This window comes from Enterococcus sp. DIV0691 (assembly GCF_051711145.1).
Taxonomy (GTDB): Bacteria; Bacillota; Bacilli; order Lactobacillales; family Enterococcaceae; genus Enterococcus_B; species Enterococcus_B hirae.
Genome location: NZ_JBIOLY010000001.1, coordinates 539456 through 553121 on the forward strand (window position 1 = coordinate 539456; position 13666 = coordinate 553121).

The 13666-nt window shown below is 36.3% G+C and carries 14 protein-coding genes and 1 tRNA gene; 13 read left to right on the top strand and 2 right to left on the bottom strand.

All coding sequences use genetic code 11. The features are described 5' to 3' along the window. Positions 1 to 9: 9 nt before the first annotated feature. The 4 genes from IGJ11_RS02435 to lepB all read left to right on the top strand — a co-directional run bounded on the left by IGJ11_RS02435 (position 10) and on the right by lepB (position 2976). The gene (locus IGJ11_RS02435; protein ID WP_063626591.1) at positions 10 to 741 is read left to right on the top strand and encodes an epoxyqueuosine reductase QueH; all 732 of its coding nucleotides are present in this window, start codon (positions 10 to 12) and stop codon (positions 739 to 741) included. A gap of 187 nt (positions 742 to 928) precedes the next feature. Then, positions 929 to 1429: a hypothetical protein gene (locus IGJ11_RS02440; protein ID WP_025480242.1), complete on the top strand. Its 501-nt coding sequence runs from the start codon at positions 929 to 931 to the stop codon at positions 1427 to 1429. After that, positions 1426 to 2199, top strand: coding sequence for a DUF6681 family protein (locus tag IGJ11_RS02445; protein ID WP_010720002.1), 774 nt, complete (start codon positions 1426 to 1428; stop codon positions 2197 to 2199). The genes IGJ11_RS02440 and IGJ11_RS02445 overlap by 4 nt, the downstream gene beginning before the upstream one ends. A 207-nt stretch (positions 2200 to 2406) precedes the next feature. Further along, positions 2407 to 2976 carry a signal peptidase I gene (lepB, locus tag IGJ11_RS02450; protein ID WP_010720001.1) on the top strand — a complete coding sequence of 190 codons (570 nt, stop codon included), beginning with the start codon at positions 2407 to 2409 and terminating at the stop codon, positions 2974 to 2976. 140 nt (positions 2977 to 3116) lie between these two features. On the opposite strand, the gene IGJ11_RS02455 is transcribed toward lepB, so the two are convergent. Next, positions 3117 to 3725, bottom strand: a complete 609-nt coding sequence (locus IGJ11_RS02455; RefSeq protein WP_178286772.1) for a class I SAM-dependent methyltransferase — start codon at positions 3723 to 3725, stop codon at positions 3117 to 3119. Between the two features lie 233 nt (positions 3726 to 3958). On the opposite strand from IGJ11_RS02455, the gene IGJ11_RS02460 reads away from it, so the two are divergent. From IGJ11_RS02460 to upp, 7 genes are all read left to right on the top strand, one after another. Continuing rightward, the gene (locus tag IGJ11_RS02460) at positions 3959 to 4543 is read left to right on the top strand and encodes a thymidine kinase (RefSeq protein ID WP_010719999.1); all 585 of its coding nucleotides are present in this window, start codon (positions 3959 to 3961) and stop codon (positions 4541 to 4543) included. 2 nt (positions 4544 to 4545) lie between these two features. Further along, complete coding sequence (gene prfA / locus IGJ11_RS02465; protein ID WP_010719998.1) at positions 4546 to 5619, top strand: peptide chain release factor 1; 1074 nt, start codon at positions 4546 to 4548, stop codon at positions 5617 to 5619. Next, positions 5612 to 6451 carry a peptide chain release factor N(5)-glutamine methyltransferase gene (prmC, locus tag IGJ11_RS02470; RefSeq protein ID WP_178286770.1) on the top strand — a complete coding sequence of 280 codons (840 nt, stop codon included), beginning with the start codon at positions 5612 to 5614 and terminating at the stop codon, positions 6449 to 6451. Before prfA ends, prmC begins: the two co-directional genes overlap by 8 nt. A gap of 191 nt (positions 6452 to 6642) precedes the next feature. Continuing rightward, a complete protein-coding gene (locus tag IGJ11_RS02475; RefSeq protein WP_010738400.1) occupies positions 6643 to 7674 on the top strand; it encodes an L-threonylcarbamoyladenylate synthase in 1032 nt (343 codons plus the stop codon). A 231-nt stretch (positions 7675 to 7905) separates the two neighbouring features. Continuing rightward, a complete protein-coding gene (glyA, locus tag IGJ11_RS02480) occupies positions 7906 to 9150 on the top strand; it encodes a serine hydroxymethyltransferase (RefSeq protein ID WP_034699610.1) in 1245 nt (414 codons plus the stop codon). Positions 9151 to 9682: 532 nt separating this feature from the next. After that, positions 9683 to 10630, top strand: coding sequence for an alpha/beta hydrolase (locus IGJ11_RS02485; protein ID WP_438772290.1), 948 nt, complete (start codon positions 9683 to 9685; stop codon positions 10628 to 10630). Between the two features lie 234 nt (positions 10631 to 10864). After that, entirely contained in the window at positions 10865 to 11494 is a 630-nt protein-coding gene (gene upp / locus IGJ11_RS02490; protein ID WP_010719993.1) for a uracil phosphoribosyltransferase, read from the top strand. 392 nt (positions 11495 to 11886) lie between these two features. Here upp and IGJ11_RS02495 read toward each other — a convergent pair whose 3' ends face one another. Further along, entirely contained in the window at positions 11887 to 12129 is a 243-nt protein-coding gene (locus IGJ11_RS02495) for a hypothetical protein (protein WP_010719992.1), read from the bottom strand. Positions 12130 to 12248: 119 nt separating this feature from the next. Between IGJ11_RS02495 and IGJ11_RS02500 the strand changes: the two genes are divergently transcribed. Together IGJ11_RS02500 and IGJ11_RS02505 are read left to right on the top strand one after the other, a co-directional pair. After that, positions 12249 to 12321, top strand: a tRNA-Thr gene (locus IGJ11_RS02500). Between the two features lie 848 nt (positions 12322 to 13169). Beyond that, positions 13170 to 13565, top strand: a complete 396-nt coding sequence (locus IGJ11_RS02505) for a hypothetical protein (RefSeq protein ID WP_010719991.1) — start codon at positions 13170 to 13172, stop codon at positions 13563 to 13565. The last annotated feature ends 101 nt before the right edge of the window (positions 13566 to 13666 follow it).

A 13666-nucleotide genomic window follows, 5' to 3' on the forward strand; every position in this document is an offset into this window, starting at 1 on the left:
GGTCTCCCAATGATTGATGCAAAGGTAATTGTTGAAAAAATGAAAAACCAGAAAATAAATTATGATCGAGTACTACAAAAAATGATCCAACAATGGCAACAAGAAGAAACTCGACCCAAAATATTAATCCATACTTGTTGTGCTCCTTGCAGCACACATACGTTAGAATTTATGTGCCAATTTGCAGAGGTTACTTTATTTTTTTCAAATTCTAATATCCATCCTAAAAATGAATATTTAAGAAGACTCCATGAACAAAAGCGATTTGTTGATCAGTTTAACGAGCAAACCAATCATCATGTTCAGCTGATCGTTGATGATTACCGCCCCAGCGAGTTTAATAAAATGGTCATTACGCAAGGCCTTACGGAAGAAAAAGAAGGTGGCGCAAGATGTAGTGCCTGTTTTAATATGCGTTTAGACCTGGTAGCACAAAAAGCCCAAGAACTTGGTTATGATTATTTTGGGAGTGCATTAACGATCTCACCCAAGAAAAATGCTGCTCTGATCAACCAAATCGGGATGGATATCCAAAAAATTTATGGAACTCATTACTTACCAAGTGATTTTAAGAAAAATAAAGGATATGAGCGATCGATCCAGATGTGTAAAGAGTATGACATTTTTCGTCAGTGTTACTGTGGCTGTGTCTTTGCAGCTAAACAGCAAGGTTGTGATTTAAAGAAAATAAACCAAGAAGCAAAGGATTATTTAGCAAGTTCAAAAATTTCAATTAATTAGCTCTATTATAAAATTTTCAAGAAAACGTAAGAAAAAAATAAGAAATTTATGTTAAGTATAATTAAGTGTCAAAATAAAAGCGATTGATTCGATTGAAAATGAATATTCAGTTTGGTGGAAAAATGAATTTTAGACCAAGCATAAAAAATAATAGTGATGAAAAATAAAACATAAAGGAAGAGATATGATGCGAAAAGTAGCACCTATTTTGAAACCAATAGCAGTCTTAACTATTTCAACAATCGTTGCTACTGCGACCGGTGTTGTCAACAGCTCAAGTTATCGTACCCCTAGTTCAAGTTCGGTGGAAGAAACAACACCAACATCAACACCAGAGACCACATCTAATGAAACGTCGACAACACTGGATCAGACGAATGATTCATCGAGCACATGGGAAGAAAATACGAGTTCAACCAATGAAAATACGTATTCTACAGAGCAACCAAGTAGTTCGAAAGAAAAGTCTGACAAGCAAGGAAGCAGTTCATCCGAAACCAGTGATACGAATGCGATCAATGGAGGAAATCATACAGAACCAAGCTCAAGTTCGTCAACAGTACCAAGTAATACGACACCAAGTACTGAAGGACAAGATAGTGGAGAGGCTACCGTGAAAAATGTAACGCCAACCCAAAATACAGATGGGAAGCAAGTGTATAATCAGCAAGCAGGTGATTCACAATGACAATTTTATTAGATATTATCAATAGCGTGCATAAGTTTTTAGGTTATTTAGATATTAGTCCTAAATATTTAAATCGAGGCTATACGATTTTAAGTGTGATCCCAACGATGTATCTTTTACGGATTATTTATGGACTTTGGCAAAACCAAAATTACTTACAATTTTTCTTGTATGGAATCGGCTTTTTAGTGTTAGTGTATTTTATCATTTTGAATGTGTTTTATTACTTTCTGGATAAGAATACCAAAGCGGATGTGACACAATTGTTTGTCAAATATTTACCGGAAGAAGCATTCAATATTCAAACAGAAGAAGCGATGCTGAATAGCGGTGCAATCGACAAAGTGAACACGAAAGAAGTCAGTGTTTCTTATGATGAAGATTATCAATTGCGATTAGCTGAAAACATGCGTTATTTAATCGGGAATGGTGAGATTAAAACAAATGATCTAGGAAGAATGGATGGCTATCTTGTGGATCGTAACACACTTTATCCTTATTATTACGTTAAAAAAGTAGCAGAAAAAGAATATCAGTTGAGTATTGGGCGCAGCTACTCGGATTTAGCCCCTGTTGGAACGATTCTTATGGATTCGGCGGATGAAAAGCTCGAACCAGTTGGGTTGTTTATTGTAGGTGGTGACTTCGTCAAAGAAGGCTTAAGGTATCATGAGCCTTATCGTTTAAAACTTATCGTGAAAAAAGAACAACCAGAAAATGAAGCAATGGTTTACAGTAGAAGTCAACGAAGAAAGCATTCACGAAGTTAATGGATCACGTTGATCAAGACAGGTTGGAAAATTGTGGATGAAAAATGACAGAATCTCCCTTTGAATAATAAAAGAAAAAAATAGAGTTATACGTGATGTATTCTTATTCTTTCCTTTACTTTCTAAAAAAGGTAAAATAAAAAAGAACAATAAAAAAATCAATTGAATAATACGAAGAGAAAACAAAAGTAAAGCGGGAGGTATGTTGTGAAAGAATTTTTTAAAAATTGGGGTATTTTGATCGTAGTACTAGCAGCTATTTTATTAGCTCGGGTCTATGTATTTACGCCAGTTACCGTTAATGGACATTCAATGGATCCGACGTTGAGTGATGGTCAACGATTGATCTCGTCGAAAATCTCAAAGTATGAACGCTTTGATATTATCACGACGAAAGAACCTGGAGATGAAGAACGAATGATCGTTAAACGAATCATTGGCATGCCGGGCGATACCGTGAAAATGGAAAATGATCAATTGACGATTAATGGTAAAAAATATAATGAGTCTTATTTAAATGAGTTTAAAAAAGATTTTGCGAAAGATAAATTGCAGAATGAATATTCTTACAGTGAAGCTTTCCAAGCACAGGCTGAAAATTCGCAGCATTTCACAAGTGATTTTGAATATGTCGTGCCCAAAGGAAAATATTTAGTTTTAGGAGATAATCGTTTGATCTCTAAAGATAGCCGAATATTTGGTTTGGTGGATGCAGACATGATTCAAGGAAAAGTAGTTTTCCGTTACTGGCCTTTGAACGAAATCAAAATCTTTTAAGTCTCTTTCTGAGTAGGTATCAGAAAGAGCATGAGCAAAAATGTAGGCAACAGTGGTCATGACCAAGTTGTCTAGCCCAGAAAATAAGCCACAGAATCCGAAATAGTCTTTCCTATTTTAAGGATTTTGTGGCTTATTTTTTATTTTTTTCCGCTAGCAAAAAACAAAGAAGCATCTTGGTTCATGAATAAATTTTTACCAGAGTGAAAAGTGTAGATATTCGTGGAATGAAACCCAATTTGTTCAAGTAGAGCCATAAGTGCTTCATGGTCAAACCCATTATGGACTTTTGGATGGTTGATCGCATCATTGTGATCAAAATCAATGATCAAAAGTTGACCGTTTGGCGTAAGCATGTGGTAGAGTTTTTCTAAGATCAAACGTGTGTTAGGAATATGCAGTAGGACTAATGACATCAAAATAAGATCTACTTTTTGATCGATTTTTTGATCGATAGATTCGGTTGTGGCATCGAACGTTACCGAAGAGACGTTTGTTAATCCGCTAGTCTTAATTTTGTCTTCAGCAATTGTTAGCATCGCATCAGAGGAATCAACTAGAAGAAGTTGCTTGAATCGGTCAGCTAAAGATAACGAAACCAAACCGGTACCTCCGCCATAATCCATAAAAGTCAGTTCTTTGGTGGAAGAAGGTAGTTGAGAAATTAGTTCGTCTTGAATAATTTTTGCTAGTGCTTTTCTTTCGGGAGTATCATAATGGTTTGCGATTTGATTGAAGATTTCTGACATAAGGTCACTCCTGACTTCATAAGTTAGATGAATTTTATTAAGTATAGCAAAAAAATCTGTTTTCCCAAACCACTAGTTGATCTTGAAGAATTGAAAGACACGCAGCTATTGTTTTAAATGTATGAGTGTTTTAATCTAAAGTAACGTTTTTACCAGATGAAAAATTCTCACTGTAAAAAATAATGAAAATCAAGTATAATACCATAGGAACAAACTGGAAGGTGAGCAAGTAAATGGCACAACTATTTTTTAAGTATGGCGCAATGAATAGCGGCAAGACAATTGAGATCTTAAAAGTCGCACATAATTATGAAGAACAGAATAAACCAGTTGTCTTGATGACAAGTGGGATCGATACCAGAGATGGTGTTGGTGTTGTCTCTAGTCGTATTGGGTTAAAAAGAGAAGCCACGCCGATTTTTGAAGAAACAGATGTCTTTGATGTCATTTTTCAAATGGAGGATAAGCCATATTGTATATTGATCGACGAGGCGCAATTTTTAAAGAAAAAACACGTAATTGCGTTTACGAAAATTGTTGATGAATTAAACATTCCGGTGATGGCATTTGGTTTGAAGAATGATTTTAGAAATGAGTTATTTGAAGGATCAAAATATCTATTGCTTTATGCAGACAAAATCGAAGAGATGAAAACGATCTGTTGGTTCTGCCATAAGAAAGCAATCATGAATTTACATTATATCGATGGTCAACCAGTTTACGAGGGGGATCAGGTACAAATTGGTGGAAATGAAGCCTATTACCCCGTTTGTCGGAAACACTATTTTGAACCATCAATTATGACAGAAGGAGAATAAAGATGTACGATCAATTACAAGCAATTGAAGACCGTTATGAAGAACTGGGCGAGCTATTAAGCGATCCAGAAGTAATTTCAGATACGAAACGTTTTATGCAATTGTCAAAAGAAGAAGCAAACACTCGTGAAACTGTTGATGTCTACCGTCGTTACAAAGATGTCGTCCAAGGGATCAAAGATACAGAAGAGCTGTTAGGTGAAAAGTTGGATGATGAAATGGCTGAAATGGCCAAAGAAGAATTATCTGATTTGAAAAAAGAAAAAGAAGAATTAGAAGAAAAAATCAAAATCTTATTACTACCAAAGGACCCGAACGATGATAAAAACATCATCATGGAAATCCGCGGGGCAGCAGGTGGAGATGAAGCAGCGTTATTTGCTGGTGACTTATTCAACATGTATCAGAAATATGCAGAATCACAAGGTTGGAAAACGGAAGTGATGGAGGCAAGTATTACTGGTATCGGTGGCTATAAAGAAGTCATCATGATGATCTCTGGAGAAAATGTCTATTCAAAATTAAAATATGAAAGTGGTGCGCATCGTGTACAACGAGTGCCATCTACAGAATCACAAGGACGAATCCACACATCAACAGCAACCGTTGTGGTCATGCCAGAAGCAGAAGAAGTAGAAATCGATATTGAAGATAAAGATATCAGAACAGATATCTATCATGCATCAGGGGCTGGCGGTCAGCACGTCAATAAAACAGCATCGGCAGTTCGTCTAACTCATTTACCTACTGGAATTGTGGTAGCAATGCAAGATGAACGTTCACAGCTGAAAAACCGTGAAAAAGCCATGAAGATTTTACGTGCCCGTGTCTATGATAAAATTCAACAAGAAGCACAAAGTGAATACGATGCAAACCGTAAATCAGCCGTTGGAACGGGTGATCGCTCTGAGCGGATCCGTACGTATAATTTCCCGCAAAACCGTGTGACTGACCATCGTATTGGTTTAACTATCCAAAAATTAGATCAAATCCTTGCTGGAAAAATGGATGAGATCGTGGATGCGTTGATCATGTATGACCAAACATCAAAATTGGAAGAAATGCAAAATGGGTAAGACCACGTATTTAGAAGTCCTATCACGGGCTTCTTCTTTTTTAGAAGATCATGGAAAAGAAGGTCATAGTATCCAATTTCTTTTTCTTGAACGTAAAGGCTGGCAAAAACTTGATTGGTTGTTGCAGATGAATGAGCCCATTTCTAGCGAAGATCAACAGATGATCGAACAAGATCTGGAGCATTTGATGAACAATTATCCGCCTCAATATTTGTTGGGATATGCTGACTTTTATGGTCACCGCCTAAAAGTGACACAGGACACTTTGATCCCTAGACCGGAAACAGAAGAATTAGTTGAACGATGTTTGCAAGAAACGTCAGAACAAAACTTGAAGGTCATAGATATTGGAACAGGAACAGGGGCAATTGCGATCAGTTTAAAAGCTGAAAGAAAGAACTGGGACGTTTCGGCTGTGGACTTATCTCCAGCAGCTCTTTCAGTAGCGAAAGAGAATGCGCAACAAGCTGGACTGGCGATCCATTTTTATCATGGAGATACACTAGCACCGGTCAGTGATCAAACCTTTGACGTCATTATTTCCAACCCGCCGTATATTCGTTTCGATGAATGGGAATTGATGGATGAAAGTGTTCGGACATTTGAACCTAAAATGGCATTATTTGCCGAAGATGAAGGATTAGCCATCTATAAAAAAATAGCAAAAGAAGCAAAACAATGTTTGAAACCAGAGGGAAAACTATTTTTGGAAATAGGATTTAGCCAAGGGGAGATCGTGAAACAAATCTTTCAAACGGCATTCCCCAATAAACAAGTAAGTATTCATAAAGATTTATTTGGAAATGAACGAATAGTTTCTGTGATGAGCTGATTGTGGATGAAAAATATTTTTTATGTTTTTTTATCATAAAAAAACATTGATTTTACAAGGATGAAAACGAGTTATTGACTTATCAACATACTTATCCACTATTGACAAAATAGTTATCAACACTCTGTTGATAACATGAGGATAAAGTAGAATAAATCAAGCATATTGAAAAATGAGGGTGTGGATAGACTGTGGAAACAAACTATTATCATGAAGAACAATTATCAGAAGCAGCACAAGCATTAAAAAGTGGCGAACTCGTTGCTTTTCCAACTGAAACTGTCTATGGACTAGGCGCTAATGCACTTTTGCCTGAAGCGGTAACCGAAGTGTTTTCGGTCAAAGGTCGTCCACAAGATAATCCTTTGATTGTCCATGTTTCATCGTTTGAGCAAGTAAAACAATTTGTGGATAACTTTCATCCTTTAACGGAAAAAATCGTCAATCATTTCTGGCCAGGTCCCTTAACACTTATTTTTGAGATCAAAAAAGGGTCTTTACCACCTATTGTAACAGGTGGGTTATCCACAGCTGCTTTTCGTATGCCAGATAACAAAAAAACACTTGAAGTCATCCAATTAGCTGGTATACCAATTGTTGGTCCTAGTGCGAATACTTCGGGAAAACCTAGTCCAACGACTGCGGAACATGTCTACCATGATTTAAAAGGAAAAATCAATGGGATCATTGATGATGGTGCAACCCGAATTGGTGTGGAATCAACCGTGATCGATCTCAGTGATCCGGATCGTGAACCCATGATTTTACGTCCAGGAGCGGTGACCAAAGAACAGCTTGAAAAAGTGATCGGTGGAAAGGTAGCCGTTGATCGTCATTTAGTCCAAAGTACTGAAACACCTAAATCACCAGGAATGAAATATAAGCACTATTCGCCTGATACGCAAGTCATGATGGTCCAAGAAAATGATTGGGAAGCCGCTGTAAAATGGGCGAAAGAAGAACATTTGCGTGTTGGAGTAATTGCAGGTCCTAAAATTGCTGAAGCTGTTCGTTTTGATGTAGCAGCAGTCTACATGTATTTTGATGATTCAGTAGAAGCCGCTACGAAAGGATTATTTGCAGGATTACGTGGGTTAGATGAGAAGAACCTTGGACTTGATATGATCTTTGTTGCAGTATTTCCAGAAGAAGGTCTGGGAAATGCTTATATGAATCGCTTAAAAAAATCAGCGGGACAAAAATATTTTGAAAAAAGAACGTAGGTAGCTTGTACCCATACTTTATTATGATACAATGCAATAAAGTAAACTCTACTTGAATAAATTTGAATAAAACTGAGAGATCATGTTCAAAAGAGAAAGAATCAGCAATCATTCGTGAGATATAGCTTTTTACAGCGATCTGAATGACCAGTTAAGGATTTTAGCTGATCGTGCATAGATTGCTAGTTGATTCATGATTTCTTAGTAAACAATAAGAAGGAGCTGTTGTGTGTGGTAGACTACAAAACGTTTGACCCAGATTTATGGGCAGCAATCGCAAAAGAAGAAGAAAGACAAGAAAATAATTTGGAACTTATCGCTTCCGAAAATTTTGTCTCTGAAGCAGTGATGGCGGCTCAAGGAAGTATCTTGACAAATAAATATGCAGAAGGTTACCCTGGGCATCGTTATTATGGTGGCTGTGAATTTGTCGATATCGTCGAAAGTTTAGCGATTGATCGTGCAAAAGAATTATTCGGTGCAAAATTTGTCAATGTTCAACCTCATTCTGGTTCACAAGCGAACACGGCAGCATATCTTGCTTTAGTAGAACCTGGTGACACGATTTTAGGGATGGATCTTTCAGCAGGTGGACATTTGACTCATGGTTCTCCTGTGAACTTTAGTGGAAAAACGTACCATTTTGTAGCCTATGGTGTTGATCCAACAACAGAAGTCATTGATTACAATGTTGTGCGGATTTTAGCTAGAAAACATCAACCAAAATTGATCGTTGCCGGAGCAAGTGCCTATGGTAGAATCATTGATTTTGAAAAATTTAGAGAAATCGCTGATGAAGTTGGTGCGAAATTAATGGTTGATATGGCACATATCGCTGGCTTAGTTGCAGCTGGTGTCCATCCAAGTCCAATCCCTTATGCGGACATTACTACGACAACCACTCATAAAACATTACGTGGACCACGTGGTGGTATGATTTTGACCAATAATGAAGAATTAGCGAAAAAAATCAATAGTGCAGTTTTCCCTGGCATCCAAGGTGGACCACTAGAGCATGTCATTGCAGGGAAAGCAGCAGCATTCAAAGAAGCATTGACACCTGAATTTAAAGAATACAGTGAACAGATTATTGCTAATGCCAAAGCGATGGCAAAAGTCTTCAATCAAGCAATCGGTACAAGAGTGGTCTCTGGCGCAACGGATAATCATTTAGTTTTAATCGATGTCCGTGGATTAGAGTTAAACGGGAAAGAAGCCGAAAGTATTTTAGATAGTGTGAATATTACGGTTAACAAAAATTCAATTCCATTTGAAACACTTAGCCCGTTCAAGACTAGCGGTATCCGTATCGGTACTCCAGCAATTACTACAAGAGGCTTCAAAGAAGAAGATGCTGCGAAGGTGGCGGAATTGATCGTCAAAGCTTTACAAGCCAAAGAGAATGAAGCCGAATTAGCTGAAGTCAAAGCTGGTGTGCGTGAATTGACTGAAAAATATCCTTTATATAATAAATAAAAGGAATAATCACTACAAAACGAGTCGCTTAACGCAAGAAGTACCATCAGCAGACATAAAAAAGCAACTGTTCCAAAATTCTTAGTTTGCTGAAATTTACTGTGTATTAAAAATAATCCGAAGAATCCAAAATCGCTTCTCCTGTTTTTGGAATTCTTTGGATTATTTTTTGAAATGGCTTATTGTGTGTAGATACTTTTTCAAGGGAAAGTTGTTGGAATCGCTTCTTTTGGGTGTTTTAGTTTTATTTAGGCAAAAGTGTTCTTCTATCGATGCAGCACGAATACATTGGTGAGATCTATTTAAAATAGGCTGAGATATAGGATTGAGATGGATTAGGTGTGGAAGTGTTGAGGTTTTGTTTTAATGATTGGATAAACTAAGACGCAGGTACTGGGGGAAGTATGGGGAATGCTTATGTTTACTGAGTTTGAGAGAAAACAAACAAACTGATTTTTTGACTTTTTCATTGGGGCTCACTAGTATATGAGGTGTAATTTGGCTTTTTATTATAATCTAGGGAGGAACCATGATGACCGAACGAATCTCATTAGAAAAAGCAGCAATCGAATTTAGTGATGCAAATGCTCCCCACCCAAGAATCTACGAATTACCACCTGAAGAAGGACGAGCGCTATTAGAAAAAGTCCAAGAATCGCCCGTTGATAAACTACCAGTCGACATTGAAGATTTAACGGTTGATACTGGTCAATGGGGGTCCATCAACGTTCGTTTTGTCCGTCCAGAAGGAAATACTGATAAATTACCAGTGATTTTCTATATTCATGGAGCTGGTTGGGTTTTTGGTAGCGAACAAACTCATGACAAGTTGATTCGTGAATTAGCCGTTCGCACGAACTCGGTCGTCGTTTTTCCAGAGTACAGCCGCTCGCCGGAAGCAAAATATCCAACAGCGATCGAACAAAGCTATGCAGTCTTACAAAAGCTAAGTGAACTAGCGGAATCAAAAGGGTTAGATTTATCTGAATTAGCGGTAGCGGGCGATTCAGTTGGAGGTAATATGGCAACTGTAATGACTATTTTAACCAAAGAACGCCAAGGGGTGCCCATCCAAAAACAACTTTTGTTTTATCCGGTGACGGATGCCAATTTCACTACTGATTCTTATCAAGAATTTGCCGAAAACTATTTTTTAACAAAAGAAGGAATGAAATGGTTTTGGGACCAATATACAACTGATGATTCAGAGCGGTCAGAAATCACAGCATCACCATTACGAGCGACTTCTGAAGAGTTGGCAGACTTACCACCAGCTTTGATTTTAACTGGTGAAGCGGATGTTTTAAGAGACGAAGGAGAAGCTTATGCTTGGAAGTTACGTGATGCAGGTGTGGCAGTCACCCAGGTTCGTTTTCAAGGGATGATCCACGATTTTGTGATGGTCAATTCATTGGACCAAACCGATGCTACCAGAGCAGCGATGCTTTTAGCGACTCAGTGGTTACAGCAGGATCGATGATCCTATTTATATAACCAGATATATGTAATATTAATCTGACTAAAAGACAGTAAAAATAACAAAAAAATTCATTGTTCAAAGCTTTTTTGTTATTTTTTACTGCTTTTTTTTATTTTTGATTACTGTTGTTTTATTTATTTTATTTTCTTTTGAAAAGTTGTTGGTTTGACTAGTCAATTGGGTCTTTTTGTTTTACAATTAAAAAGAAACGACAGAACAAAGGAGACCAGAAAAATGGGCAAATTCCAAGTAATCGACCATCCATTGATCCAACATAAACTAACTATTATTCGTGACAAAGACTGTGGAACAAAAGTTTTCCGTGAGGTTGTCGACGAAATTGCTATGTTGATGGCATATGAAGTATCACGTGACATGCCATTAGAAGATATCGTAATCGAAACACCGATTACAGAAACAACTCAAAAAACGTTATCTGGTAAAAAAGTAGCGATCATTCCGATTCTACGAGCAGGTATTGGGATGGTTGACGGTATTTTAGAATTGATCCCAGCTGCGAAAGTCGGACATATCGGGTTATACCGTGACGAAGAAACATTTGAACCTCATGAATATTTCGTAAAATTACCTGAAGATATCGATGCACGACAATTATTTGTTGTTGACCCAATGTTAGCGACAGGTGGCTCAGCGATCATGGCGATCGATGCATTAAAAGAACGTGGCGCTTCAAATATCAAATTTGTTTGTCTAGTAGCTGCTCCAGAGGGTGTAAAAGCTTTACAAGAAGCACATCCAGATATTGACATCTACACAGCTGCATTAGATGAAAAATTGAATGAACACGGCTACATCGTTCCAGGTCTAGGCGATGCAGGGGACCGTTTATTTGGTACGAAATAAAAATAATAAACGCTAAGGCACCAAACCATAGTAGGATTTCTTATTCTATTATGGTTTTTTGTTTGTTATTAATTCTAGTAATTTATCATGGTTTTGATAGAAAGTAGTTTATTCAAAGAATAGCTGCAAGAAGATGGATCAAAGAATATACGGAATTTGAAAAAACGGATGGAGTCTTGCGGAATCTTAAGTGAACAAGAGGAACAGCAAAAGAATAGAGGATAGTTTTTGACATCTCATAAGTCTTTATTGATGTGAGAAAAAAACTGTTTTTTAGTTAGAGAGAACAATAGGCACGTTTATGATCCCATGAATGGAATAAGTAATCCTAGATAGTTGATGAAATTTTTCAAATAAAAAAACCATCCCAAAAAACGCAGAGATGGTCAGTGTTAAATTTTCTTCAATTCTTTGTAATTGATGATGATTACACCTTTGCTTTGCGTCATTAAATTGGCATTTTCATCTGTTTTGTCAATTTCAACCACAGCCGAGTTTTTCAGTTGTTTTGAAATTGTTCCAGTTTGCGGTGTTCCATGAATCATAAATGTCACGTGAGTGTCGATCGTAAATTTTTCCCCAAATTCTGACGGTACGATAGTTGTATCAAATTTTCCAAACGTTGCCATTTTCATAAAACCTGCCTTTCATATCAATTATACCACGTTTTATGAAAAAAATCATGAAATAGAACGAAATTTACACTTGTGCCTTTACAAATTTTTAAAATACGTATATAATTTCATATGGAAACGCCAGCTTAGCTCAGTTGGTAGAGCAACGCACTCGTAACGCGTAGGTCGTAGGTTCGATCCCTATAGCTGGCATCATTTATAAAAGCAATGATCTCACAGATTTTTTATTTTGAGATCGTTGCTTTTTTTCGTAAGGAATTTGAAAAGTAGAGGAAGGACCATCATTAAAAATAGCGGATACGGTGATGTCTATTCTGGATCTGTTTTACTATTCAATAACTGAGAAGAAGCATCAAGATCTGGTTCTTCAACCAATTTTTAAACATCAAAATTAGTAGATTCTACTAGTTTTGATGTTTTTTTGTTGAACAAATGACAGCCGTCAAGTGCTAAAACAGATGGAATCATAAAACTGTTGAAAAATAAAGGAGTTTGGCACAACTAGAGGTTTCGTTCTTTTTTATAAAAAAACTAAGTGGGATTTCTAATAAATGTAAAATTATGGATAGGAAAAAAGCGGATAGGAAATGATTTTTTTCTTAAATCAAGTCAATTATTTGGCACATTATTCCTTTATTTGCTATCTAAGTCGCCTTTTTTTTTCACTGTAAATATAGATTACTATTTTTTAAAATGTTATACCGATTTTTTTATTGGTTATTTATTTGTCGTTATTAATGATAGCAAACTAGTTCTGTAGTTATATTTTTATATTGAAATAAACGATGTTCTGTATGATCTTGCTTCATGACCTTCTGATTTAAAAGTTGAAGAAATTTGACGATCAAAAAAAATTCACTTGAAATTAGTTATTTATTTTTCATATTTATATGCAAACATCAGCAAACCTTCATAATACTATTATTTTTTATTTTAAAAGTGAAAAAAATAGAAAAAAACGGAAAAAATTGGTGTTTATTCAATAAAAAACACTCTATTCTAATTATATATTTGAATTTATTTTAAATTAGGAGGGAAAAATGAAAAAGAAAAAAATTTATCAGGTATTGGTGATGGGGTTAGTTGTTGGTCAGGTTCTTACTAACGGGACAACATTTGCTTACGCAGCGACACTTGAAAGAAATCTTTTGGATGAGAGCAAGTTTTCAGATGAGCGTATGGATGCATTGAATGATCAGTATCAACCAGTTACTTATGTTTACCATAAAATAACGATAAATGAAGCGCCTAAAATTCCTAGTCAACTTCAAAATAAAGAGCTTGTTGAAACTCAAAATATAAATAAAAATGAAGTAAAACAGATCGTTTATCAAGTTCATCAGCAAATAAAACAACAAATAAAACCAACTACACAGCAACAAATAAAACAACGAAGTTTGTCAAAAACGAACGAAAAGAACCTTTCTAGCCTCTGATTCGAAATGTTTGGAATAGGATTCAATGCTCTTGAAGACAATCAGGTCTTTTGGAAAAAGAGCAAAACTGAATAATTAACATACTTCTAGTGTATTGAATT